We start from the raw sequence: 23,443 nt of genomic DNA, 5'->3' as shown, positions 1-23,443 counted from the left end.
ACCCGGCCCGCCCGCTGCCGTCGTCGAACCGGCCCGTGACCAGGAGTGTGCCATGACCGGCGTTTCCACCCTCGACCGTCCCCCGCAGCCAGCGGCACCCACCCGCTACACCGTCACCCTCGCCCGCGACGAGGACGACGTACGAGCGGCGCAGAAGCTGCGGCACGACGTCTTCGCCGGCGAGATGGGCGCGATGCTGTCCACCGCGCAGCCGGGGCTGGACATCGACTCCTTCGACGCGTACTGCGACCACCTGCTGGTCCGTGACACGCTCACCGGCGAAGTCGTCGGCACCTACCGGCTGCTGCCGCCCGAGCGCGCCGCCGTGGCCGGTCGGCTGTACTCCGAGGGTGAGTTCGACCTGAGCCGTCTCGACCCGATCCGTCCCGGCCTCGTCGAGGTCGGCCGCTCCTGTGTGCACCCGGACCACCGCGACGGCACCGTCATCGGCCTGATCTGGGCGGGGATAGCGCGCTACATGGTCGACCGCGGCCACGAGTGGCTGGCCGGCTGCTGCTCCATCCCGCTGGCCGACGGCGGCGCCCTCGCCGCCGCCACCTGGGACCGGGTCCAGGCCAAGAACCTGGCCCCCGAGGAGTACCGCGTACGGCCGCTGCTGGAGTGGTCCGCGGACGGCGTCGCCCGCCCCGCCGGGCGCACCGAACTCCCGCCGCTGCTGCGTGGTTACGTCCGCCTGGGCGCCTGGGTGTGCGGTGAGCCCGCGCACGACGCCGACTTCGGCGTCGCCGACCTGTACGTGCTGCTGTCGATGCGCCGGGTCAACCCGCGCTATCTGAAGCACTTCCTCTCCCTCGTCCCGGCCTGATGAGCGTCTGGCTGCCCAGCGCGCCCTGCACCCCCAGGGCGTGCGTGGAGCCCGCGGGGCGGGGCGTGGCGGCGCTGTGGGGCGTGCTGCGGCTCACCGCGGTGCTGGTGCTGCTGCTCGGCGGGATCACGCTGCTGCCGCTCGGCCGGCGTGTCCCCGCCCGTTGGGTGCGCCGGTGGGCACGGACGATCGCCTGGGCGTCGGGGGTCCGGGTCCGTATCAACGGCTCCGCCGCACCCACTGGTGGCCTGCTGCTGGTCGCCAACCACATCTCCTGGCTGGACATCCCGCTGCTCGCGTCGGTCCGCCCGGCCCGGATGATCGCCAAGACCGAGATACGGCAGTGGCCGGTCGCCGGTCCGCTGGCCGCGAGCGCGGGGGTGGTGTTCATCGAACGTGACCGGCTGCGCGCGCTCCCGGCGACGGTCGCGCACATCGCCGACCTGCTGCGGTCCGGGGCCGCGGTCGGCGCCTTCCCCGAGGGCAGCACCTGGTGCGGCCGCGCCCAGGGCACCTTCCGCCGGGCCGTCTTCCAGGCCGCGCTCGACGCCGGGGTCCCCGTCCAGCCGGTCCGCATCCACTACCGCCTCGCCGACGGCCCCGCCAGCACGGCCCCGGCCTTCGTCGGCGAGGACTCCCTGCTCGCCTCCCTGTGGCGGGTGACGACGGCCCGTGGCCTGGTCGCCGAGGTGGACGTCCGGGAGCCGATCCCGCCGGGCACCCTCCCCGACCGCCGATCCCTGGCCGACGCCGCCCAGCCCGCCGCGACACCGGAACCCGGCTGGACCCACGCGGTACTGGCGTCCTAGCCCGCCCGTATCAAGGCTCTCCGGCCGCTGGATGCTCACCGGCGGCCGGAAGTCTTCTCCCCTCCGGTCGGCCCAGCCGGGGGTCAGGCCGAGCTACGAGCGGATGATCCCGGCCAACCGCCGGTACGAGTCCAGCAGCGCCTCGCGGTCGTACGTGCTGGTCGTGACGAGCACCTCGTCGGCGGCCGTCTCCTTCAGCACCGTCTCCAGTTCGTCGGCGACCTGCTCCTCGGTGCCCGCGATGTGGCCGGTCAGGCCGGACTCGTAGAAACCGCGCTCCTTGTCCGTCATTTCGTCCGTCATCCGCAGCTCCTCGACGCGCTCGGCGGGCGGCAGGGGCGGGAAGGTGCCGTGCGTGCGGGAGTACGCCATCGACCAGGCCTCGGGGATCAGCAGCCGCCGGGCGTCCTCGGGGGTCGCGGCCACGGCGACGGTGCCGGAGATGACGACGTACGGCTCGCTCGCCCACTGGGACGGGCGGAAGTGCGTGCGGTAGTGGTCGATGCCGCGCTGCATCTTCTCCCGGTCGCGGAGGTCGCCGATCACCATCGGCAGGCCCGCGCGGGCCGCGATCGCGGCGCCCTCGCCCATCGCGAGCACGAAGGGCGGCACGGTCAGGCCCTCCGAGGGACGGGCGTGGACCCCTGTCGGGGAGGTGCTGCGGAACCAGCCCAGCAGCTCCTGAAGCTGGGCGGCGAAGTCCTCGGCGACGTCCTTGTCCCGGCCCAGCGCCTTGCGCACGCCGTCGGTGAAGCCCACCGACCGGCCGAGCCCCATGTCGATCCGGCCGGGGAACAGGGACTCCAGCACGCCGAACTGCTCGGCGACGACCAGGGTTTGATGGTTGGGCAGCATCACCCCGCCGGTGCCCACCCGGATCGTCCGGGTCGCCCCGGCCACGGCGGCGGCCAGCACGGTCGGCGCGGAACCGGCGACGCCGGGCACACCGTGGTGCTCCGACACCCACAAGCGGTGGTAACCGAGTTCCTCCAGCTCCCGCGCCAGCCGCACGGTGTCACGCAGCGCCTCCGGGGCCGTATGGCCCTCGCGGGTGCGGGAGCGGTCGAGCACGGAGAAGCGGGCCGAGGCGATCACGGAGGTCACACAGGGTGCAACGCCTGACGGGGCTCGGCATTCCCGTCGGGTCCGGTGACAGCCGTATGGGCTCGCCGGGCCGGGCCGCAGGCTGTCTAGGGTGGCCGTGTGACAGCTCGTGATGAACGCCCGGTCGCCGTGTTCGACCTCGACAACACCCTTGCCGATACAGCCCACCGGCAGCGCTTCCTGCAACGCAAGCCGCGCGACTGGGACGGCTTCTTCGCCGCCGCCCCCGCGGATCCACCCCTCGCTCAGGGGATCGCGATGGTGCGCGCGAGCGCCGAGGAGTGCGAGGTCGTGTATCTCACCGGGCGCCCCGAGCGGTGTCGCCAGGACACGCTCGACTGGCTCGCCGCCCAGGGGCTGCCCGAGGGGCGGGTCTACATGCGGCGCGACGCCGATCGCAGGCCCGCCCGGCACACCAAGCTGGAGATCCTGCGCCGGCTCGCCCGGACCCGGGAGATCCGGGTCCTCGTGGACGACGACGAACTGGTGTGCGAGGACGCCGAGCGGGCCGGGTTCACCGTCGTACGGGCGCGCTGGGCGACCCCCTCCGCCGAGCTCAAGGTGGCACAGGAGCGCGAGGGGCGGACCTGACGGAGCAGGTCCTCACTCGGCGTCCTCCAGGCGGAAGCCGACCTTCATGCTCACCTGCCAGTGCGCGATCTGCCCGTTGTCGAGCTGGCCGCGCACTTCCGTCACCTCGAACCAGTCGAGGTTGCGCAACGTCTGCGAGGCGCGGTTGATGCCGTTGCGGATGGCCTGGTCCACGCCCTCGGGCGAGGTGCCGACGATGTCCGTGACCCGGTAGGTGTGGTTCGTCATGCGGGTACTCCTCTCCGCGCGGTGACGACGGCGTCACATGTGTCCCGCGTCACTCCACCGTGCCCCAAGCGGCAGCGGAGCGCGAGGCGTCTCCCGCCTTCCCCGGAATCCCTTGACCCCCGCATTGGTCCATACCAAAATCGGCACACCCGTACGAGCCAGCGCTCGTTCCCCCCACGTCGGGCCCTTTCCCCCTGTCCGCCAGACAGAACAGGACCGCCGTGAAGCTTCGTCGCCTTGCCCTCGCCTGCCTGTCCACCTCCCTCCTCGCCGGGTGCGCACTCGTCCCGTCGGGCGGGACCGAACGGCGCACGGTCACCGTGTGGCTGATGAAGGACAGCGCCTCGACGGAGTTCCTGGAGCGCTTCACCGAGGAGTTCGAGCGCACGCACAACGACCTCGATCTCGACATCCGCATCCAGGAATGGACCGGCATCGGCGAGAAGGTGCAGACCGCGCTGGAGGCCGACACCCCGGACGGGCCCGATGTGATCGAGGTCGGCAACACCCAGGTCCCGCAGTACGTCGACGGCGGCGGCCTGCTCGACCTGACACTGGAGTCCATGCGGGACTGGGGCCTGCGCGACTGGCTGCCCGGCCTCGCCGAACCGGGCCGACAGCGGTCGACGCAGTACGGCATCCCCTGGTACGCGGCGAACCGCGTCGTCATCTACCGCAAGGACCTGTTCGAGCAGGCCGGGATCGCCGGCCCGCCGCAGACGCGTGAGGAGTGGCTCGCCGCCACCGAGAAGCTCAACTCCGGCGGCAACCAGGGGATTTACCTGGCCGGACAGGACTGGTACACGCTCTCCGGCTTCATCTGGGACGAGGGCGGCGACCTCGCGCGGCAGGACGGCGGCGTCTGGACCGGCACCCTGGACACCCCGGCCGCCCTGCGCGGCATGGACTTCTACCGCCGGCTCCAGGCGCTCGGCGAGGGCCCGGTCGACGCCGACGAGGAACACCCGCCGCAGGCCGGGGTGTTCGCCGAGGGGAAGGTCGCCCAGATCGTGGCCGTACCGGGCCAGGCCCGGGCGATCGTCCGGCAGAACCCAGAACTCGACGGCAAGCTGGGCTTCTTCCCCGTGCCCGGCAAGTCCGCCGACAAACCCGGCGCCGTCTTCACCGGCGGCTCCGACCTCGTCGTGCCGAAGAACACCGACCAACGCGACGGCGCCATCGCCGTCGTCGAGGAGCTCACCGGCGCCCAGTGGAACACCGAACTGGCCCGCACCATGAACTACGTCCCCAACAAGACGACCCTCGCCGGGGCCGTCGCGGACGAGGAGGGGGTCGCCGCCATGGCGGCAGGTGCCGCGCATGGGCGGGCGACCCCCAGTACGCCCGAGTGGGCGGCCGTCGAGGCGGACAACCCGATCAAGGAGTACATGACCAAGGTGCTCACCGGAGCCGACCCGGCGACTCAGGCCCGCCGCGCCTCCCGGCGGATCACCGAGGCGCTGGCGGTCCCTCTGGGCTGATCAGCGGACGGTGCTCAGCGACAGTGCGAAACGGCCCTCGCCGTCGGTCCACCAGCGGGCCAACTCCAGCCCGACGGCGGCCAGTTCGGCGCGCACCCCGTCCTTGCGGAACTTCGCCGAGACCTCGGTGTGCAGTTCCTCGCCCGCCACGAAGTCGACGGCGAGGTCGAGCGAGGGGATCTTCACGGTCTGCGCGGTACGGGAGCGCAGCCGCATCTCGATCCACTCGTTCCCGGCGTCCCACAGGGCCACATGCTCGAAGGCGCCGGGATCGAAGTCGGCGTCCAGTTCACGGTTGATGACCGACAGCACGTTCCTGTTGAACGCGGCCGTCACGCCGGCCGCGTCGTCGTACGCCCGGACCAGCACCTGCTCGTCCTTGACCAGGTCGGTGCCGAGCAGCAGCGCGTCGCCGGGAGAGAGCAGGGCGCGCACTGCGGCGAGGAACTTGGCGCGCTCGTCGGGGAGGAGATTGCCGATCGTGCCGCCGAGGAACGCCACCAGTCGAGGGCCCGGCGTGTCGGGCAGTTCGAGCGCCACGGTGAAGTCGGCGATCAGCGCGTGCACGTTCAGGTCGGGCCGTTCCGCGATGAGCGCGTGCCCGGCCTGGGTGAGGGCGCTGTCGCTGACGTCGACCGGGACGTACGTGTGCAGCCCCGTCAGCGCGTCGAGCAGGTGCCGTGTCTTCTCCGAGGAGCCGGAGCCCAGCTCGACGAGGGTACGGGCGCCGGTCGCCGCGGCGATCTCGGCGGCGCGAGCGACGAGGATCTCCCGTTCGGCGCGCGTCGGGTAGTACTCGGGTAGTGCGGTGATCTGTTCGAACAGATCGCTGCCGTGGGCGTCGTAGAACCACTTCGGCGGCAGCGTCTTGGGCGAGCTCGTCAGGCCCTTGAGGACGTCGGCGCGCAAAGCGGCCTCCGTGGCGTCCTCGGGCAGGGTGCGGGTGAGAAGGAACGGACTCACGTACGGGGCTCCTTGGAGGGTGAGGCCGCCGAGGCGTCGCTCGGCTCCTTGAGCGGGGTGAGCTGCACATCGGTGCCGCTCGCCGTCAGCAGGGTGCGGTCGGGCACCTCGTGCCAGCGTGGATCGTCGTCGTAGGGTTCCGAGGCCACGACCGTGCCGCCGCCCGGCCGGGGGAGATACCACAGGGTGTCGCCCCAGGCCGTCGCGGCGACGGACGCGCCGTCGGTCAGCAGCAGATTGAGCCGCGAGCCCGGAGCCGCCGCGGCGATCTCCGGGACCGTGTCGGCCAGCGCCCGGCCCAGGTCGTCACCGGCGCGCAGCCGAGCGAGGACGAGCGCCCACACGAGCGCCGAGTCGTTGCGGGCCTCCAGGGACAGCAGGTCCACCGGGGGCAGGCCGTCCGCGAGCCCGGCGAGGGACTGCGGCCAGCCCGTGACGGCGCCGTTGTGGCTGAACAGCCAGGACCCCGCGGCGAACGGCGCCGCCGCGGCCTCCGCGTCGGCGCCCGCCAGTGTCGCGTCCCGCACGGCGGCGAGCAGCGTCCGGGTGCGCACGACGCGGGCCAGGTCGGCGAAGGGCAGGTCCGCCCAGATGGGCCCGGCCCGCCGGTAGCGCGCCGGCAGCGGATCGCCCTGCGCGTACCAACCCACGCCGAAACCGTCCGCGTTGACAGTGCCGTACCGCTGGCGTCGAGGCGCCCACGACTGCCGGTACAGGCCGAACGGGGGTTCCACCAGCAGCCTGCCGAGGGTTTCCTCGGGCCCGGTGTACGCCAGGTGACGGCACATCAGACGTCCCCCGAGCGTGCGGTGCGGAAGCCGGAGAAGATCTGCCGCCGGATCGGATAGTCCCAGTTGCGGAAGGTGCCCCGGCAGGCCACCGCGTCCACGGCGAACGAACCGCCGCGCAGCACCTTGTACTCGGGCCCGAAGAACACCTCCGAGTACTCCTTGTACGGGAACGCCCGGAAACCCGGATACGGCAGGAAGTCGCTGGCCGTCCACTCCCACACGTCGCCGATCAACTGCCGTACGCCCAGCGGAGACTCACCGGCCGGATAGCTGCCCGCCGGTGCCGGGCGCAGGTGCCGCTGGCCCAGGTTGGCGTGCTCGGGCGCCGGGTCGGCGTCGCCCCACGGGTAACGAGTCGAACCGCCCGTCGCCGGGTCGAAGCGGGCCGCCTTCTCCCACTCGGCCTCGGTGGGCAGCCGCCGCCCGGCCCAGCGGGCGTAGGCGTCGGCCTCGTACCAGCACACGTGCAGCACCGGCTCGTCGTGCGGCACGGCCTCGGTGGCCCCGAAACGCCGCCTGAGCCACTGGCCGCCGTCCCGGCGCCAGAACAGCGGCGCCTTGATGGAGTGGCGGCGGATGTGCGCCCATCCGTCCGCCGTCCACCAGCGCGGGTCGTCGTAGCCGCCGTCCTCGATGAACGCGAGATACGCGCCGTTCGTGACCGGCGTGGTGTCGATGTAGAACGAGGCCACTTCCCGCCGGTGCGCGGGCCGTTCGTTGTCCAGCGCCCATGGCTCCGTGGAGGTGCCCATGGTGAACGGGCCGCCGGGCACCAGCACTTCGGCCGGTCCGGTGAACAGCGGTACGGGCTCCGGGTCGGGGGCGTGCAGGGCCTGCGGGCCCTTGCGCAGCTGATGGGTGATCAGCATGGTCTCGTCGTGCTGCTGTTCATGCTGCGCGATCATCCCGAAGGCGAATCCCGCCTCCGTCAGCCGCGTCCCGTGGAACGCGGTCCCGGCCAGCACGTCCAGGGCCCGGCCGCGTACCTCGGCCGCGTACCGGCGGGCCTCGTCGGGCGGCAGCAGCGGCAGCGACGGGCGCTCCGCGCGCGGGTGCTCGAAGGCGTCGTACAGGTTGTCGATCTCGGGTCGTATCGCCTCCTGGCCGGCGACCGCGCGCAGCAGCCAGAGCTCCTCCTGGTTGCCGATGTGGGCGAGGTCCCACACCAGCGGGGACATCAGCGGCGAGTGCTGGGCGGTCAGGTCTGGTTCCTCGACGCAGCTGGTCAGCAGCGTGGTGCGGTCCCGCGCGGTGGTGAGCGAGGTCAGGGCCCGCTCGCGGAAGGCCTCGGTGTCGATCTCGATCTCCGTGTCGGTGGCGGGGTCGGTCATGAGCGCAGGTCCTTCCCGTGCGTGCGGCCGTCCGTGCCGCGCAGCCTGTCGAGCAGGTCGTCGGCGGGGCAGCGGCCCCGGATGACATAGCGGTCCCGGTACGCGGCGACGGCGTCGGTGACGTCCGTGGACGCGCCGAGCCGGGGCAGCGCCCGCAGCGCCGTCGCGAAACACTCGACGGCCACCTCGTGCAACTCCGGGTCGGCGAGCCCGTACCGGGCCGCGTCGAGCCACAGCGGGTTGTGCGGCGCGGGCAGCGCCTCGGTCCGCTCGGCCAGGGGTTTCACCGCGCGGTACGCGGTCTCCGCGGCCTCCGGGTCGTTGAACAGGGCCGTCGTCACGGCGAGCGGCACGATCCACCCGTCCTCGCCGGGCTGCGCGTCGATCATGCGCAGTTCGAGATGGCCGCGCGGCCGGACCGGCGGGAACAGCGTGGTCATGTGGTAGTCGAGGTCGTCCCAGGTCGGTGGTCTGGGCGCCCCCGATCTGGTCCAGTCCCGGAAGGTGAGCCCGTCCGGCACATGCCAGGGGCCGCCGTCCTGCCGTACGCACATCACCGGGGCGTCGAGCACGTGCCGGGCCCAGGCGCCCCGGGGATCGGCGTCCAGGACGGGCGCGCCCGCCCGGCCCGCGCCGATCTCCACCCAGCGCAGCTGCCGGGTGGACTGCCAGCCGGTGGGCTCGTGGCCGGCCAGTGGGGAGTTGGCGAACGCCGCCAGCAGGACCGCGCCCAGCTGGTGCGCCAGCCACCAGCGCCGTACATGGCCGAGCGGGCCGGGCTCCTGGTACCCGGCGTCCAGGCACACCTGGACCGACGCCGAGGTGCACATCATGGCGCGGCCGGCCGGGCCGGTGCGGTCGAGGCTGGTCTCCATCGCCTCGTAGCGCGGCTCGCGCAGGAACCGGCGGGGGGCGTGCCACGGGTCGTGGCCGATGCCGAGGAGGCCGAGATCGTGCTCGCGCAGTGCCGCGCGGACGGCGTCCAGATCGGCGGAGACGGTGTCCACGCACTCCATCAGGGAGGCGGCGGGCGGGGAGCTCAGCTCCAGCTGGCCGCCGGGTTCGACGGTCAGCGCCGACCTCAGAGGGACGGTGCGCAGTGCGGCGTAGGCCGCTTCGAGTCGTTCGGGTGTGACGGGGAGCTGCGGACCGCGCAGCTCGTGGACGAGCCATTCCACTTCGACGCCGACGGTGTGCGGCGGTCCGGTCTTGAAGCAGATGCCCCGGACCAGGGCCTCCACTTCCGGTTCGGTGACGGCTGTACGGGGCTCCGTACAGCCGCTGACTGAGTCGGACATGTCGGGATCCTCCTGAGATTCCACCATGCCGCCGATCCGGCAAACGGCAAGCCGGATCGACACACTCGTCCCACCCAAGACCCTCGTGTCGTTTCGCACAAGGGTGCACACCGGGACTTTGCGGACCCGATGCCGGTGCCTTGGCGGCCCGGGAAACTCTGTTGCACCGCAGGACCAATATCGCTCACGATGCGTTCATGAGCACGACGGGGGAGATCGCGGGGCGCGCGGTCGTGGCGCCCACGGGGGTGGCGCCATGAGCGCGCGCCTGCGCGCCATCGCGCGGGAGACCGAGCAGATCGTGGCCGCGGGCGCCTATCGGGCGCCGGACGGGCGCACGGTGTCCATCGCCGAGGCGGTCGCGGCCGCGCGGGACGGGACGCGGATGCACGGCCCCGAGCCGGTTCCGGTGGCGCCCGCGCCGCCGGTGGACACCCTCGTCGAGGTCACGGGCGAGAGCAGCCTGGAGGCGGCCCGCCGGATCGGCGACGCGGCGGTGCTGAACTTCGCCTCCGCGCGCAACCCGGGCGGCGGCTTCCTCAACGGCGCCCAGGCCCAGGAAGAGGCGCTGTGCCGCGCCTCGGCGCTGAACACGTGCCTGCTGCGGGCGTCGGAGTTCTACGACCATCACCGCGCCCACCGCGACCCGTTCTACACGGACCGTGTCATCCATTCACCCGCCGTGCCCGTCTTCCGCGACGACCGCGGCCGCCTGCTGGACGAGCCGTACACGGCCGGGTTCCTGACCGCGGCGGCTCCGAACGCCGGGGTCGTGCGCCGTACGGCGCCGGAGCGGGCGGCCGAACTCCCGCGTGCCCTCGCCGCACGCGCCGAGCGCGTCCTGGAGACCGCGGCCTGCCACGGCTACCGCCGGCTGGTCCTGGGCGCCTGGGGCTGCGGGGTGTTCCAGAACGATCCGGCGCAGGTCGCGGGTGTCTTCCGGGACCTGCTGGAGCCGGGCGGACGGTTCGCGGGGAGGTTCGAGCACGTGGTGTTCGCGGTACTGGACCGGACGCCGGGAGCGGTGACCCGGGCGGCGTTCGTACGCGCGTTCCCGGAGCGTCAGCTCCAGCCGTAGCGCTGCCGTAGCCGGTGCCGAACCAGGTTGAAGCGCATTCGGTCCAGGGCGCACGCCTCCCGCCGCATGCCCTCCTCGTGCAACCGCAGCACCCGGTCCACGTCCACCCAGGAGTCCCGCCCCGACCGGTCCCACGGCCCGTTCCCGATCGGCACCCACTCCCGGTCCCCGTCGTGCCGCTTGCTCGACAACTGCACGGCGAGGAACGTGCCCCCAGCTTCCCGGGCCACCACGAGCACCGGGCGGTCCTTGCCCCGCCCGTCGTTCTCCTCGTAGGGCACCCAGGTCCACACGATCTCCCCGGGGTCCGGGTCGCCGTCGTGCGCGGGCGAGTACTCGGTGCGCACCCGGCCGACCTCGCGCGGGTCGGCCTCGGTGGTCGCGGTGGGGCCGAAGCGGCCGGGGACGTTCTCATCCGTGAAGGCAGTCACGGGAGTCACGGTAACGGGCGGCGAAAACCCCTATGCCGCAGGGGACTGAGAGGCGACCTGCTCGGGCGGGCGCAGCTCGTGCCAGCGCAGGTCCGCCTCCAGTTGCGCGGCGAGCGAGACGAGCAGCGGCTCGCTGTGCGCGGGGCCCAACAGCTGTGCCCCGACCGGCAGTCCGCCGCTGACGAAACCGGCCGGAACGTTGACGCCGGGCCACCCCAGCACGTTCCACGGCCAGGCATACGGGCAGGCGGCGATCATCGCGCGGTCGGTGGCGAGACCGCCGAGCTTCAGCATCGCGCCGATCCGGGGCGGGGGAGCGGCCGTCGTCGGCGCGAGGACCACGTCGTACGACGAGAAGAACGCGCCGATACGGCGGTGCAGCGCCGCCTCCGCACGCCGGGCCGCCCGCAGCGGAGCCCCGCCGAGCAGTCGGCCCAGCCGCGCGGCGTGCCGGGTGCGCGGGTCGAGCAGGGCGGGGTCGGGGGCCTCACGGGCCCACTCGGCGACACCGGCCGTGGCACGGGGGACGAAGTTCAGCCCGATCTGGCCGTAGGGCGGGTCGGCCTCCTCGACCGTGTGGCCCAACGCGGCCAGTTTCTCGGCGAGTTCGACGACCCGGGCGCGGATCTCCGGGTGCAGCCGGGAGGGCAGCGCGGTGAACGGCGGCTTCAGCGCGAGGGCGATGCGCAGCCGGCCGGGGGCGCGGCCCACCGCCTCGGACACATCGAGCGCAGGTGGGCGGTACGGGTCCAGTTCGTGGTTGCCACTGGCGGCGTCCAGCAGCAGGGCCGCGTCCGCGACCGTACGGGCCAGGGTGCCGTTGACCGTGATGCCATGGAACGACTCGCCGCGCGGCCAGGTCGAGATGCGCCCGCGCTGCGGCTTGATGCCGATCAGGTGTGTCCAGGACGCCGGGATGCGCACCGAACCGGCGCCGTCCGAGCCGAGAGCGGCCGGCACCAGCCCCGCCGCGACCGCCGCCGCCGAGCCGCCCGACGAACCGCCAGGTGTGTGTTCGGTGTTCCACGGGTTCCGGGTCGCCCCGAACGCGGGTCCCTCGGTGAACGGCCACTGCCCGAGTTCGCAGGTGTTGGTCTTGCCGACGATCACGGCACCGGCCGCGCGCAGCCGCCGTATCGCCTCGCAGTCCTCGGCGACCGGCGCGAACGTCCCCGGGCAGCCGAACGCGGTCGGCTCGCCGGCCACGTCCATGTCGTCCTTGACGGCGACGGGCACCCCGAGCAGCGGGCGGCGCGTCCCGGCGGCCAGTTCCCGGTCGGCGGCCGCGGCCTCGGCGAGCGCCGCCTCGCTCCGGACGATCCGGAACGCGTTCAGCGTGCCCTGCGTCGCCTCGATCCGGGCCAGGGCCGCCTCGACCAGGGCGCGTGAGGTCACCTCGCCGTCGGCGAGCGCACGGGCTGTCTCCGCCAGGCCGGCGGACGGGTCGAGCGTCATGCGGGACACCTCCGGAGCGGGTGGTCTACCGAACGGTAACGTCGGCAGGGCTTCGGGGGGAATGGGGCGGAAAAGAAAGCCGGTTGGCGTCAGCCCGTATACCTCATGAACCACAGCTTTCCCACAAGCCTCGTTCCGTCGTGCGCGAAGCATTGACGCCCTGCGACCTCGCCCCTACTTTCTGACCGACTTGTCGAACTCTGTTCGGTATATCGAACCCTGGGTCGAAGCAGAGCCGCGCATGACCCCACGAGGAGAGCCGCACATGACCACACCCCGCCCCGCATCCCCGTCCCGCCGCACCCTGCTGCGCACCCTCGCCGCCCTGCCCGCCTCGGCGCTCGTGCTCGGCGAACTGCCCGGCATGCTCGGCACCGCCGCGGCCGCCGCCCCGCCCAGCGGCTCGGCCACCCGCTACACCATCGTCCCGTTCCTCAACAGCAACGACGGCACGGTGAACGTCTACCAGTCCGACGACGCCACCGACTTCAGGCTCGTGAGATCGTCGGCGTACACCCCGCCCAGCAACCGGATCCGCGACGCCGCGATCTTCCGGCACACCGACGGCTACTACTACATCACCTACACCACGAACACCTGGCAGGACACCAGCACCACGATCGGCTTCGCGCGCAGCTCGGACCGGGTCAACTGGACTTTCCTGTACGACTATCCGGTCCCGATCGCCCGTCTGTCCCGGGCGTGGGCGCCGGAGTGGTTCGTCGACAGCGACGGCAGTGTGAGCGTCATCGTGTCCTGCTCGACCACCGACAACGAGTGGATCTTCACCCCGTACCGGCTGCGGGCCACCAACTCGGCGCTGACCGCGTGGACGTCACCGGTCCCTCTGTCCGGTATCGGCGCCAACCACATCGACACGTTCATCGTGAAGATCGGCTCGACCTACCACGCCTTCCCGAAGAACGAGACCACCAAGTACATCGAGTACGCCACCGCCTCCAGCCTCACCGGGCCCTACACCATCCACCGCACCGGCGACTGGGCGGGCTGGGGCAGCTACCGCGAGGGCCCGGCGCTGGTGCAGCTGGACAACGGTGCCTGGCGCATCTTCTTCGACGGCTACGGCGACGGCACCTACTACTACAGCGACAGCTACGACACCTTCGCGACCTGGACCGCACCGCGCGCCCTGCCCGGAATCTCCGGCACGGCACGCCACTTCACGGTCATCAAGGAGACGGTGTCCGGCGGCGTGACCCTGGCCAGGAACGTCACCCGCTCCTTCCGCTCGGCCAACTACAACACCCGCTACTGGCAGCAGCAGTCCGCCCTGCTCAACCTGCCCGTGGTGACCGCCTCCAGCACCACCGCCGAGAAGCGGGCCGCCACCTTCACGGTCGTCCCCGGTCTGGCCGACGCCGGCGCGTACTCGTTCCGCGACTCCGCGGGCAACTATCTGCGCCACTACGGCTTCCGCGGCCGCTTCGACCCGAACGACGGCACGACGACGTTCGCCCGCGACGCCACGTTCATCGCCCGCACGGGCACCGCGTCGGGCTCGATCCGCTTCGAGTCGTACAACTACCCGGGCCGCTACCTCCGCCACTACGACTACCAGCTCCGCCTCGACCTCCCGGACGGCACGGAACTGTTCCGCCAGGACAGTTCGTTTGTGCCGGTGACGGCCTGGGCCTGAGGGTCGAGACAGCTGACTGCGCCTACGCGGCTCCGTCCCGCGGGCCGCCGGTCCGCAGGGCGAAGTCGCGGACCGCGCCCGCGAACAGCTCGGGCTCCTCGATGTGCCCCATGTGGCCGCTGTTCTCCAGTACCAGCAGCTGCGAGTCGGGGATCAGCTCATCGAGTTCGAGTGCCCAGCGAGGCCCGCAGATCACGTCGTGCCGGCCCACGACGACCAGAGCCGGCGGCTCCAGTCCCTTGAGGGCAGCGCGGTCGTCGATGACATCGGGTACGAGGTCCTCGTCCAGGCCCGAGATGTAGGTGGCCCGGATCGCGTCCCGGAACGGGGCCAGCCGCTCCTCGTTCCCCCAGTAGTCGGCAAAGTAGGACGGGAGCACACCGCGGGCGACCGTCACGGTCTGCTCGTCGCTGGAGATGGTGGACATCGCGCCGAACGCGGCCAGCACACCGGGCAGTCCGGGGTGACCGGCGTGCTGCGCGGCGAACGCCTCCACCCTGCGGCCCGCCTCCGCGCCGTGTTCGGGACCAGTGACGGGCGCGCCTTCGTACAGCACGACGCCCGCCACCTGCTCGGGGCGGTACAGGGCGTGGTAGGCGGCCACGAACGCGCCGTGCGAATGCCCCAGCACGTGCACCTTCCGCACGCCGAGCCGGTTGATCAGCACTTGCAGGAAGCGGCTGTACCTCTCCCGGGTGTAACCGTGCGGGTGCGAGGGGAGACGGCTGTCCTCGGCGGTGCCGACGGGCTCGACGTAGACCATCGTCAGATGCTCTTCGAGGGCGGGCATTCGCAGGTAGTCCCAGAAGATGCCGGGACCGCCGGGGAGCGCCACGCACACCGGGCCGCTGCCGTGCACGTGATAGCGCTGGACGATTCCGCCCGTCCGGTAGGAGTGGGTGCCGGGGGAGAGGGGGTCGGTGTGTGCGGTGGGTGTGTTCATCGGGATCTCCGTACGGTCCGCAGGTGTCTGTGACACCGACAAGACGCTCCGGAATCCGAGAAGTTTTATCGCCTTGATGTGATCTGGGTCATGTTGTTGGGGTGAGGTGGCAAGGCCCGGACTCAGGCCGCGGCAGGCGCGGGCGCGGCCTCGGGGCGTGCCGCGTGATAGAGGGAGACCCGGTCGAAGCGGCCGCCGTGCAACGACATGATCCAGGCGACCCCGGGCGGGCAGTGGTCCGGATCGTCGGGCGGGTTGACCAGTTCCATCTCCCAGACGACCAGGGACCGGCCGGCCACCACATGCAGGGGGCGCTGGCGCACACCCGCCGAGAGGTCCCAGTCCATCCCTGCCCGCAGGAGGTCGGCTCCGCCGAGCCGCCGGCCTCGGGTCAGCAGCGAGACCTCGGGGGAGTAGCGGTCCCTGACCACCTTGCCGAACTCACCGCGTTCTGCGGCCGCGAGTGTCTCGCGTACCTCCTGCCAGCTGGCTTCGGTACGGCGTGTCACGTCCTCGTGCGCCGAGGCCGCGGTGGCGGTCAGGGTCTGGGCGAGGGCGCCGCGTGCCTGGTTCAGCCGGCTGCGCACGGTGCTGACGGGAACGGAGCAGGCTTCGGCGATCTGCTGGTACGAGGTGATCCCGGTGGAGAAGTAGCGCAGGACGAGCGGCAGGCGCAGGGTCGGGGACAACGCCTCGACGGCCTCCCAGATCCAGTCCCGCAGTGCATGGGTCTGCAGGACCTGCTCGGGTGTGCCGCCGTCCGATGGCAGCGGTACCCACTCCATGGGCTCGATACGGCGCGAGGCGCGCAGCAGCGTCCGGCAGCTGTTGCGCACGACCATGCGCAGCCATGGCCCCACGGCTTCCGGATCGCGTACGTCCACGATCCGGCGCAGCGCCACCAGCGCCGCTTCCTGCATGACGTCGTCCACGTCCGGGCCCGGCCCCAGCAGGCTGAGCGCCACCGCGCGCATCCCGGGACGGTGACGCTCCAGCAGCAGGGCGAGCGCCGATACGTCGCCCGCCTGCGCGGCCCGTGTCAGAGCCGCGTCCTGCGCCGGCCCGATGTCTCCCGGTATCCCGCTCATGTCTTGTCCTCCCGGCCGCGACACGTGTCTTCTTGCGACCCTAACCGCACCGAGGGGCCCGGGGCTCAGTACATAGGCGGCCGTACACACCGGAGGAGGCGTTGACCGCCGTGTAGTTCCAGCTGGACTCGTGGTCCACGATGTCGCTGAAGCACTGGAACTGGTCGCCGGGCACCATCTGCGCGGCCATCGCCTGAATCTGCGCGACGCTGCCCGAGGCAACGCCGACGACGCTTCCGACAGCGGTGAGGACGACCGCTCCGTCCTGCGGCCAGGTCAGCCAATCAACACCCTGACCGCAGGAGTTCCTGTCTGGGGCAACGGGATTGGAGCCGCGGCAGGTTCACGGATGGGACAGGACAATCGCGCCGGATGTCTCCGGCTCCTCTGGCGGCGCCCGGAACCGTTCTTCAGGGGCCCTGGAGCAGTTCCGCGGTGGCGACCTCCCAGTCGATCTCGGCGAGCTCGCGACCGGCGGGAACCAGCTCGTAGGTGTGCTCCAGCCACTCCTCCAGCGGGGGCACGGGCAGCTCGAACAGGGCCGCCATGTCCCTGGATGCCAGCCGGAGCCGCGCGGTGGCCCCGTCCTCGGAGTGCGCCGGCCACATCTGGACGTCACCGAGGCCGCTCACCGAGTACAGCCCCTGCTGGAGGAGGTCGCGGCCGATCCGCCACAGGACACGCGGGCCGCCCTCGACGACAAGCTCCACGGACACGACCAGGGGAGCCTCCGGGTCGAACCGGAACTCCGCCCTGATGGCCTGCCGGGCGGCGACGTCCAGCACGCGCTCGATGTCCAGGATCAGCTCAGGGCGGGCGTGCGGCGCCGGGCGAGCCTGTACACCTGGTCGGTTGCTGCTCATGGCGGTCGGATCCTTCCCCGTGGCGAGAGCTGACCCGACCTACCCTCGTCGCTGCGGGAGCGGCGTACATAGGTCACTTGACCGTCCAACATTGCCGACCTCGACGGTGCATAGGGCCGTGAACATTAAGTCATTCGACTGTCGCCCCTGACCTGCGCCTGAACGATCCTGAAACTGTCACCCGCATGCCAGAGCCGGGTGATCGTCGTGCTCGGAGGGCCAGCCGTGAACACTCCCGTCGTCTTCATCCATGGCACCTGGCTGCACGCGCTGTCCTGGGAGTCATGGGCGGAGCGCTTCGCCGGCCGGGGGTTCCTCGTCTTCACGCCCGGATGGCCGGGGGAGGCGGTCGCCGTCGGGGAGACGCGTAAGGCCTCCGGGACGCTCGCGGGCATCGGCCTGGACGTACTGACGGATCACTACGCGGAAATCGTACGGTCGTTTGAAATCCCGCCGGTGATCGTCGGCCACTCCGTCGGCGGCCTCATCGCGCAGCATCTCATCGGCGCCAACATCGGCCGGGCCGCGGTGGCCATCGCACCCGCCCCGATCAACGCCATCCCGCTGCCCGCCTCCCCGGCCCGGCTGTGGAACCCCGGCCGGCCCGACGACACCGAACCACTGGTGTCCCTGTCCCCGGAGCATTTCCACCGCGCCTTCGCGAACACGGTCGCGGCGGAGGAGTCCGACCGGCTCTTCGAGCGCCATGTCGTGCCGACGTCCCGTCGGCTGCTCGCCGACCTGGGGCACGCGGGCACGGCGCGCAGCCCGCGTGCCGTGGTGGACGTCGGCAATGCGGACCGCGGCCCGCTCCTGCTGATCTCCGGGCAGGAGGACCTGCTGGTGCCCGACTCCGTCACGCGCGCGGTGTACAAGGAGTACGGCGACTCCACAGCCGTGACCGACCTCAAGCAGTTCGCGGACCGCGCCCACTCCCTCGTCATCGACAGCGGATGGAGATTCGTCGCCGACTACGTGCTCGGCTGGCTGGACGAGCGCGGCCTCCGCGCCTATCCCGCGTAGGGGCTCGGCGTGCCGCAGTCACACGTTCTGGTCGCCGGGGATCTTGCTCAGCGCGTCGCGGAGAGCGGCGCGTGAGGTGATGCCGAGTTTGGGGAAGACGCGGTAGAGGTGTGAGCTGACGGTGCGGGGTGAGAGGTGCATGCGTTCGCCGATCTCCTTGTTGGTCAGGCCGCTGGCGGCGAGGTCGGCGATCCGGCGTTCCTGCCAGGTCAGTTCGGTGAGGTGCACCGATGTGGTGCGTGTGGCCAGGCCCGATGCTCTCAGTTCGGCTCGGGCGCGTTCGGCCCAGGTGGCTGCGCCCAGTCGTTCGAAGGTTTCGGCGGCGAGGGTCAGTGAGTGTCGTGCTGTTTTGCGTCCTTGTGTGTGGCGTTGGTGGATGCCGTGGGCGAGGTGGATGCGGGCGAGTTCGAAGGGGAAGCGGGGGCCGGCGGGGTGGGCTTCGGCCTGGTGGTAGTGGGCCTCGGCTTCGGTGGGGTCGGTGGTGGTCATGGCGAGAGCGCCGTAGGTGATGAGGGCGAGGCGGGGGGAGAGGTGGGGCAGGCCTGCTTGGTGGGCGGCGAGGGCGTGTTGGCGTGCTTGTTCGGTGCGGCCGGTGTGGAGGGCTGCTTCGACGAGGTCGAGGAGGGTGCGGGGGGCTTGGTGGGCGTAGGGGGTGAAGGTGCCGGGGGGTGTGATGCCGATGGCGTGGAGGTAGGCGGCTTCGTAGTCGCCTTCGGTGAGGGCGGCGGTGATGCCTATGGCGTCGGCGGTCTGGGTGAGGAAGCCGATGCCGCGAGGGCGGGCCCAGGCGTCGACGGCGGCCTGCAGTTCCCGGGCGCGGTCCACCTGGCCCCGCAACGCGGCCAACAATCCCAGTTGCGCTTGGGTGTGATGAACGAACAGAGTGTGCCGGTGCGTTGTCGACAGCTCCAGGCAGCGCTGTCCGGTGTGCTCGGCCTCGTCCCACTCGCCGACCGCGATCTGATCCATCATGATCATTTGCAGCATGAAGATGGCGTTGGTCAGAGCTCCCGTCTCCACCTCGCGGTCCACGGTGCGCTGGAGATGCGGCCGGTACTGGCTGAGGGTGTCCACGTGGTAGGCGGCCAGGGCCAGCTTGGCGCCATCCGACGAGCCCAGGTCACGGAGACCGGAGAAGGCGTGTTCCAGCCGTTCCCGTACCCCGGCGCCGCGACGCACCACGTCGCTCCAGGCGTCCTGGTAGATGCGGGAACGTGAGGACACCAGGTCGCCCAATGAGTCCAGGAGCTCATGAGTCCGCTCCCATGCGTCCTGGTCACCCGCGTACAGGTTGACGGCCTGGAGCAGGTCGACCAAGCGGGTGAGCATCTCGTTCGGCTCCCGCACCCCGTCGGTGCGCATGCTCTCGATCGCCGCGAAGACCTGGCGCTGTGCGGACCGCATGTCCCCGTCCTCCCGCGCGGCAGCGAGGGACGCGATATAGCCCGGTACGACCGCCGAGTCCGGGGAGTCGTTGCTGCCGGAGCCGGTGTCCGAGCGGACCAGCTGCCGGGCCTGGTCCAGCCGACCGGCATCTCCGGCGACGAGGGTCGCGTTGCCCAGTCGCCTGGACCGTGCCTCGCGGTTCTCGCTGAGCTCCGCGGCACGGGTCAGCCAGGCCACGGCGGTCACCGCGCCGCCCCGCCGGGTCGCGGACTCGGCCGCCGCCTCCAGCGCGGCCGCCACCTCCTCGTCGGGGTCGACCGTCGAGGCCGCCAGATGCGTGGCCCGCCGCTCGGCGTCGTCGCGGTGCACCTCGGCGAGAGCCGCGTGCGCCGCGCGCCGCTCGTTGGGCGTGGCCATCTGCACCACGGTGGAACGCACCAACGGGTGCCGGAAGACGAAGTCGCCGCCGAGCGGGTCGATGTCCAGCAGACCGCAGGCCGCGGCCTCGTCGGCGTCGCGCATGCGGTAGCGCGTGCTCCGGGTGCGGTCGGCCGCCGTGCCCGCTCCGACGCCGTCCAGGGCACCGCGCAGCAGCTCAGCGCGCACTGGCTCGCCGAGGGACTTGATGCGCGCGCCGTACACCTGCTGCAGGCGCTGGGGCAGCGGGATGCCGGTGTACCCGAACAGTTCCCCGGGACTGCGTCCCGCCTGGCCGCCGTGCAGATAGGGCGGCAGTTCCAGCAGTGCCAACGGATTGCCCTGGGCCTCGTCCAGCACCAGACGGCGTATCTGAGGATCGAGGCCGGGGTGGTGCCTGTCCAGGAGTTGTTCGGAGACCTTCTCCGACAGCGTGGTCACCGCCAGTTCGGGCAGCGCGGCCGTGTCGAAGCCCGAGGGAACCTCGGAGCGCAGGCCGACGACGAACTTCACCGAGCTGCCCGTGAGCCGGCGGCCCACGAAGCCGCACACCTCGGTGCTGGAGGCGTCGAGCCACTGGCCGTCGTCGAGCACCAGCAGGAGGGGCTGCTGCGACGCCGCGAGGGAGAGCAGGTCGAGGACGGCGATCCCGAGCGTCATGACCGAAGGGGGTGTGCCCTCGCCCCGGCCGAAGACGACGTCGAAGACCCGCCGGTGCGCGTCGTCCAGCCGATCCATGTGGGTGAGCAGCGGATACAGGAACTGATGCAGACCGGCGAACGGCAGTTCCGACTCGGCCTCGACGCCGGCCGCCCTGATCACCCGGTGATTTGCGGCCGTCGCGAGTCCGACGAGGTGGTCCAGCAGGGCACTCTTGCCCACGCCCGCGTCGCCACGCAGGACGAGAGCCGCGCCCCCGGGTGCCGCCACGAACGCCGACAGCACCTCCAGTTCGCTTTCGCGACCGACCATGGTGCCGACGATCGACTCCACCGCCCCACTCCCTTCACCGCTGGACCGGCTCGGCCCGAACGCTCTCTGGCGAGGGTACGTCGTCCCGGCGGCCACATGTCGGGCGGCTGCGCGAGTGACAGCACGGCCGGTGGCGGCTCATACGTATCTACCACTGGGCCGATCGAGGGCTGTGCCGGACGCAGCCGGACCGGATGTTCGTCGAGGGCACCGCCCAGAACGAGGCCAGGTCGGGAGGTCTTCCGTGCGGCCCGGCTCGGACGTGCGAGGACGCCGCACAGCGGTTCTCGGCCGTGTGGCTCGACCGCTGAGGCCGTGGTCGGTTCAGGGCCGCAGCGCCTGGAGGGTCAGTTCGCCGTACCGGCGCCACCGTGCCGGGTCCCGCTCCGCGAGGTAGATCAGTTGCAGACACATGCCGCACAGCACCACGCGCAGATCGAGCGGGTTCGCGTCCGAGCGGATACGGCCGGCGGTCCTGGCCGCGTCCATCAGAGCGGCCAGGCGGTCCAGCAGCGGACCGGTGTACGTCGTCGACCTCCCCTCCGCGAGCGCCTCCGACAGCAGACGGTCCCGGGCGAGGTTCTCGAAGAGCAGGATCACGTACGTGTCGAAGGCTCGCGCGGGCTCGGCCTCCGCCAGGGCGGGCGCGGTGACGCGGTCCAACTCCGCCAGCCGGTGCCGCACCACCGCCGCCACCAGGTCATCCTTGGTCGGGTAGCTGCGGTACACCGTGGCCTTTCCGACAGCGGCCCGCTCGGCGACCTGAGGGACGGTGCCCTGGAGCCCGAACTCCTCGAAGACCTCCAGCGCCGCCGCGAAGACCCGCTCATGGTTACGCCGGGCGTCGGCCCGCTTGTGAGGGGATGCCTGTCGGGTCTGCTGCGGAGTCGTCTGTGCCGGATTCACCCGCCCATTCTGCCTGCCGCCGAAACGGCGGGCGGACCGTGTGACGAAAGCCGGAGACGCATGCTTGAAAGTTCGATTACATGTCGGACGCGAAATCGCGTGACGCGGCGGTGCTGTGCGCGCCGCTGACTGACCGGACACGTGGCATGTTCGACGTGGACGCGCCGGCGCTGCTGAGGGACGGGGCCCTGTTGGTGAACGTCGCCCGCGGCGAGCTCGTGGACACCCGCGCGGTGGTCCGCGAGGTGCGGGCGGGACGGCTCCGGGTCGCGCTCGACGTCAGCGATCCGGAACCGCTGCCGCCAGGGCACCCCCTATGGAACCTGCGCGGCGCTCTGATCGCCCCTCACGTGGCGGCGCTCACCGACGCGTTCGCCCCGATGACTGCGGACTTCCTGCGGCGGCAGCTGTACCGCCAACCCAGCCGGGGCCTGGCAGGCCCTGACCGGCACCTGGAACTGGGCCGCGCCGCTCACGACCGCCGTTCCCCACACGGACGTTCCGGGGCCGGTGGCACGGTCGGTCCCCGGCGGCTGCGCGCTGTCCGGACAGTGGCGCCTTCCGTCGTACGACTCGTACGACTCGTACGACGGAACCGGACCGTGGCTGGCCCTGCCGCTCGCCCCCGTGAGGGACGGCGGTCCCGACCTCTTCGTGGTGGCCTCCAAGGTGCTCCCGGGCGATGTCGCCTGGCCGCCACCGTGCACGCCGCCCTCTCCGCCCGGCAGGGCCTGCCCCCGTCCGTCGAGGAGCGGCTCGCCGCGCACGTCGGACAGGCCAGGAGCGCTGTCCACCACGTGGTCGCCGCGGTGTACGAACACGCGCTCGCGCCGGGCGGGAGCGCCGACCTGCACGCCCTGGTGAACCTGATCAAGGCCTGTTCACCGATACTTCAGCAGGTGCGGTACGCGACGGAGCTTCTGCTGCCCCACGACAAGACCTCCCCCAGGAAGGCTGAACACGGTGACAACGGCCGCATATCAGGGTGAACCCGGATCCAACTCGGCGACCGCCGCGCGTGCCCTCTATCCCGAGGGCGGCGAGCTGGCCTGCACGAGCTTCGAGCAGGCCCTGGACGCCGTGACGCTCGGCGCCGCCGACGTCGCCGTCATCCCGGTCGACAACTCCGCGGCCGGACGCGTCGCCGACGTGCACCACCTGCTGCCGGAGTCGGGGCTGTTCATCGTCGCCGAGTACTTCCTCGCCATCCGCTTCGACCTGATGGGGGTGCCCGGCGCGACGCTGGACCAGGTGGAGTGCGTACGCAGTCACGTGCACGCACTGGGACAGTGCCGCAAGGTGCTGCGGGAGGGCGGCTGGCGCACCCTCGTCAGCGATGACACGGCCGGAGCGGCGCGGGAGGTGGCCGAACTGGGCGACCCGCGGCACGCGGCGCTCGCCCCGCCCGCCGCGGCCGAGCTGTACGGCCTCGAGGTGCTGCGTGCCGAGGTCGAGGACGACCCGGAATGACGAGCCTGTTCTTCAGCGTCCGCAACATCCCCAGCGCGCTGTACAAGGCGCTCGGCGGGTTCGCCGGCAGCGGCGTGAACCTCACCAAGATCGAGAGCTACCAGATCGGCGCCGGGCTCAACGCCAGCCGCTTCTACGTGGAGATCGAGGGCCACCCCGACGACGAGCGCGTCGCCCTCGCCCTGCACGAGCTGCGCTTCTTCTCCACCGAGGTGCGCATCCTCGGGGTGTACCCCGCGCATCCGCACCGGCTGAAGAACTGAGCGCACCGTAGGCACCCGCCCCGGGGGGCACACGCGAGAGCCGTCCGCATCGACCACCGCCGTGGTGGA

The 23,443-nt window shown here is 71.7% G+C and carries 21 protein-coding genes and 2 pseudogenes; 9 read left to right on the top strand and 14 right to left on the bottom strand.

Features of this window, described 5'->3' with window-relative positions; translation table 11 throughout:
• Positions 1 to 52 precede the first annotated feature (52 nt).
• Positions 53 to 826, top strand: coding sequence for a GNAT family N-acetyltransferase (locus tag SSP24_RS02235; RefSeq protein WP_141306946.1), 774 nt, complete (start codon positions 53 to 55; stop codon positions 824 to 826).
• A complete protein-coding gene (locus SSP24_RS02230; protein WP_141306944.1) occupies positions 826 to 1,635 on the top strand; it encodes a lysophospholipid acyltransferase family protein in 810 nt (269 codons plus the stop codon). Before SSP24_RS02235 ends, SSP24_RS02230 begins: the two co-directional genes overlap by 1 nt.
• Before the next feature lie 93 nt (positions 1,636 to 1,728).
• On the opposite strand, the gene SSP24_RS02225 is transcribed toward SSP24_RS02230, so the two are convergent.
• Positions 1,729 to 2,739 (bottom strand): LLM class flavin-dependent oxidoreductase, encoded by a 1,011-nt coding sequence (locus SSP24_RS02225; RefSeq protein ID WP_141306942.1) that lies wholly within the window; start codon positions 2,737 to 2,739, stop codon positions 1,729 to 1,731.
• Between the two features lie 99 nt (positions 2,740 to 2,838).
• On the opposite strand from SSP24_RS02225, the gene SSP24_RS02220 reads away from it, so the two are divergent.
• The gene (locus SSP24_RS02220) at positions 2,839 to 3,330 is read left to right on the top strand and encodes a phosphatase domain-containing protein (protein WP_141306940.1); all 492 of its coding nucleotides are present in this window, start codon (positions 2,839 to 2,841) and stop codon (positions 3,328 to 3,330) included.
• 12 nt (positions 3,331 to 3,342) lie between these two features.
• On the opposite strand, the gene SSP24_RS02215 is transcribed toward SSP24_RS02220, so the two are convergent.
• Complete coding sequence (locus tag SSP24_RS02215; RefSeq protein ID WP_141306938.1) at positions 3,343 to 3,558, bottom strand: dodecin; 216 nt, start codon at positions 3,556 to 3,558, stop codon at positions 3,343 to 3,345.
• Between the two features lie 221 nt (positions 3,559 to 3,779).
• Between SSP24_RS02215 and SSP24_RS02210 the strand changes: the two genes are divergently transcribed.
• Complete coding sequence (locus tag SSP24_RS02210; RefSeq protein ID WP_141306936.1) at positions 3,780 to 5,039, top strand: extracellular solute-binding protein; 1,260 nt, start codon at positions 3,780 to 3,782, stop codon at positions 5,037 to 5,039.
• On the opposite strand, the gene egtD is transcribed toward SSP24_RS02210, so the two are convergent.
• From egtD to egtA, 4 genes are read right to left on the bottom strand one after another with little or no spacing between them, the layout of a single operon-like run.
• The gene (gene egtD, locus SSP24_RS02205) at positions 5,040 to 6,002 is read right to left on the bottom strand and encodes an L-histidine N(alpha)-methyltransferase (protein ID WP_141306935.1); all 963 of its coding nucleotides are present in this window, start codon (positions 6,000 to 6,002) and stop codon (positions 5,040 to 5,042) included.
• A complete protein-coding gene (gene egtC, locus SSP24_RS02200) occupies positions 5,999 to 6,790 on the bottom strand; it encodes an ergothioneine biosynthesis protein EgtC (RefSeq protein WP_141306934.1) in 792 nt (263 codons plus the stop codon). Before egtC ends, egtD begins: the two co-directional genes overlap by 4 nt.
• A complete protein-coding gene (gene egtB / locus SSP24_RS02195; RefSeq protein WP_141306932.1) occupies positions 6,790 to 8,124 on the bottom strand; it encodes an ergothioneine biosynthesis protein EgtB in 1,335 nt (444 codons plus the stop codon). The genes egtC and egtB overlap by 1 nt, the downstream gene beginning before the upstream one ends.
• Positions 8,121 to 9,422: an ergothioneine biosynthesis glutamate--cysteine ligase EgtA gene (gene egtA / locus SSP24_RS02190; RefSeq protein ID WP_141306930.1), complete on the bottom strand. Its 1,302-nt coding sequence runs from the start codon at positions 9,420 to 9,422 to the stop codon at positions 8,121 to 8,123. The genes egtB and egtA overlap by 4 nt, the downstream gene beginning before the upstream one ends.
• Before the next feature lie 256 nt (positions 9,423 to 9,678).
• Here egtA and SSP24_RS02185 point away from each other — a divergent pair, with 256 nt between their 5' ends.
• Entirely contained in the window at positions 9,679 to 10,500 is an 822-nt protein-coding gene (locus SSP24_RS02185; RefSeq protein WP_167529484.1) for a TIGR02452 family protein, read from the top strand.
• Here the strand turns inward: SSP24_RS02185 and SSP24_RS02180 are convergent.
• Both SSP24_RS02180 and SSP24_RS02175 read right to left on the bottom strand, forming a co-directional pair.
• Complete coding sequence (locus SSP24_RS02180) at positions 10,485 to 10,931, bottom strand: type II toxin-antitoxin system PemK/MazF family toxin (protein ID WP_141306926.1); 447 nt, start codon at positions 10,929 to 10,931, stop codon at positions 10,485 to 10,487. The genes SSP24_RS02185 and SSP24_RS02180 overlap by 16 nt on opposite strands.
• Positions 10,932 to 10,961: 30 nt before the next feature.
• Positions 10,962 to 12,386 (bottom strand): amidase, encoded by a 1,425-nt coding sequence (locus tag SSP24_RS02175; RefSeq protein WP_141306924.1) that lies wholly within the window; start codon positions 12,384 to 12,386, stop codon positions 10,962 to 10,964.
• A 265-nt stretch (positions 12,387 to 12,651) separates the two neighbouring features.
• Between SSP24_RS02175 and SSP24_RS02170 the strand changes: the two genes are divergently transcribed.
• Positions 12,652 to 14,043, top strand: coding sequence for a glycoside hydrolase family 43 protein (locus SSP24_RS02170; RefSeq protein ID WP_141306922.1), 1,392 nt, complete (start codon positions 12,652 to 12,654; stop codon positions 14,041 to 14,043).
• 22 nt (positions 14,044 to 14,065) lie between these two features.
• Here SSP24_RS02170 and SSP24_RS02165 read toward each other — a convergent pair whose 3' ends face one another.
• From SSP24_RS02165 to SSP24_RS02150, 4 genes and pseudogenes are all read right to left on the bottom strand, one after another.
• Positions 14,066 to 14,986, bottom strand: a complete 921-nt coding sequence (locus SSP24_RS02165; protein WP_141306920.1) for an alpha/beta fold hydrolase — start codon at positions 14,984 to 14,986, stop codon at positions 14,066 to 14,068.
• Positions 14,987 to 15,108: 122 nt separating this feature from the next.
• The gene (locus SSP24_RS02160; protein ID WP_141306918.1) at positions 15,109 to 16,074 is read right to left on the bottom strand and encodes an RNA polymerase sigma factor; all 966 of its coding nucleotides are present in this window, start codon (positions 16,072 to 16,074) and stop codon (positions 15,109 to 15,111) included.
• Between the two features lie 79 nt (positions 16,075 to 16,153).
• Positions 16,154 to 16,294, bottom strand: a pseudogene (locus SSP24_RS43800) (lytic transglycosylase domain-containing protein); the annotation flags it as partial.
• A 190-nt stretch (positions 16,295 to 16,484) separates the two neighbouring features.
• Complete coding sequence (locus SSP24_RS02150; RefSeq protein WP_167529483.1) at positions 16,485 to 16,937, bottom strand: SsgA family sporulation/cell division regulator; 453 nt, start codon at positions 16,935 to 16,937, stop codon at positions 16,485 to 16,487.
• Positions 16,938 to 17,162: 225 nt separating this feature from the next.
• Here SSP24_RS02150 and SSP24_RS02145 point away from each other — a divergent pair, with 225 nt between their 5' ends.
• Positions 17,163 to 17,960, top strand: coding sequence for an alpha/beta hydrolase (locus tag SSP24_RS02145; protein ID WP_141306916.1), 798 nt, complete (start codon positions 17,163 to 17,165; stop codon positions 17,958 to 17,960).
• An 18-nt stretch (positions 17,961 to 17,978) separates the two neighbouring features.
• Here the strand turns inward: SSP24_RS02145 and SSP24_RS02140 are convergent, their stop codons facing one another.
• Together SSP24_RS02140 and SSP24_RS02135 are read right to left on the bottom strand one after the other, a co-directional pair.
• The gene (locus tag SSP24_RS02140; protein WP_174864574.1) at positions 17,979 to 20,735 is read right to left on the bottom strand and encodes a helix-turn-helix transcriptional regulator; all 2,757 of its coding nucleotides are present in this window, start codon (positions 20,733 to 20,735) and stop codon (positions 17,979 to 17,981) included.
• A 324-nt stretch (positions 20,736 to 21,059) separates the two neighbouring features.
• The gene (locus SSP24_RS02135) at positions 21,060 to 21,641 is read right to left on the bottom strand and encodes a TetR/AcrR family transcriptional regulator (protein WP_141306912.1); all 582 of its coding nucleotides are present in this window, start codon (positions 21,639 to 21,641) and stop codon (positions 21,060 to 21,062) included.
• A gap of 80 nt (positions 21,642 to 21,721) precedes the next feature.
• Here SSP24_RS02135 and SSP24_RS43795 point away from each other — a divergent pair, with 80 nt between their 5' ends.
• Positions 21,722 to 22,630: an NAD(P)-dependent oxidoreductase gene (locus tag SSP24_RS43795; RefSeq protein ID WP_229864788.1), complete on the top strand. Its 909-nt coding sequence runs from the start codon at positions 21,722 to 21,724 to the stop codon at positions 22,628 to 22,630.
• Positions 22,605 to 23,374 (top strand): annotated as a pseudogene (locus SSP24_RS02125) (prephenate dehydratase domain-containing protein). The gene SSP24_RS43795 and the pseudogene SSP24_RS02125 overlap by 26 nt, the downstream one beginning before the upstream one ends.
• The last annotated feature ends 69 nt before the right edge of the window (positions 23,375 to 23,443 follow it).

This window comes from Streptomyces spinoverrucosus (assembly GCF_006539505.1).
Classification (GTDB): domain Bacteria; phylum Actinomycetota; class Actinomycetes; order Streptomycetales; family Streptomycetaceae; genus Streptomyces; species Streptomyces spinoverrucosus.
The sequence above is the reverse complement of the archived record's forward strand: the minus strand, read 5'-3'. Positions and strand labels throughout refer to the sequence as shown.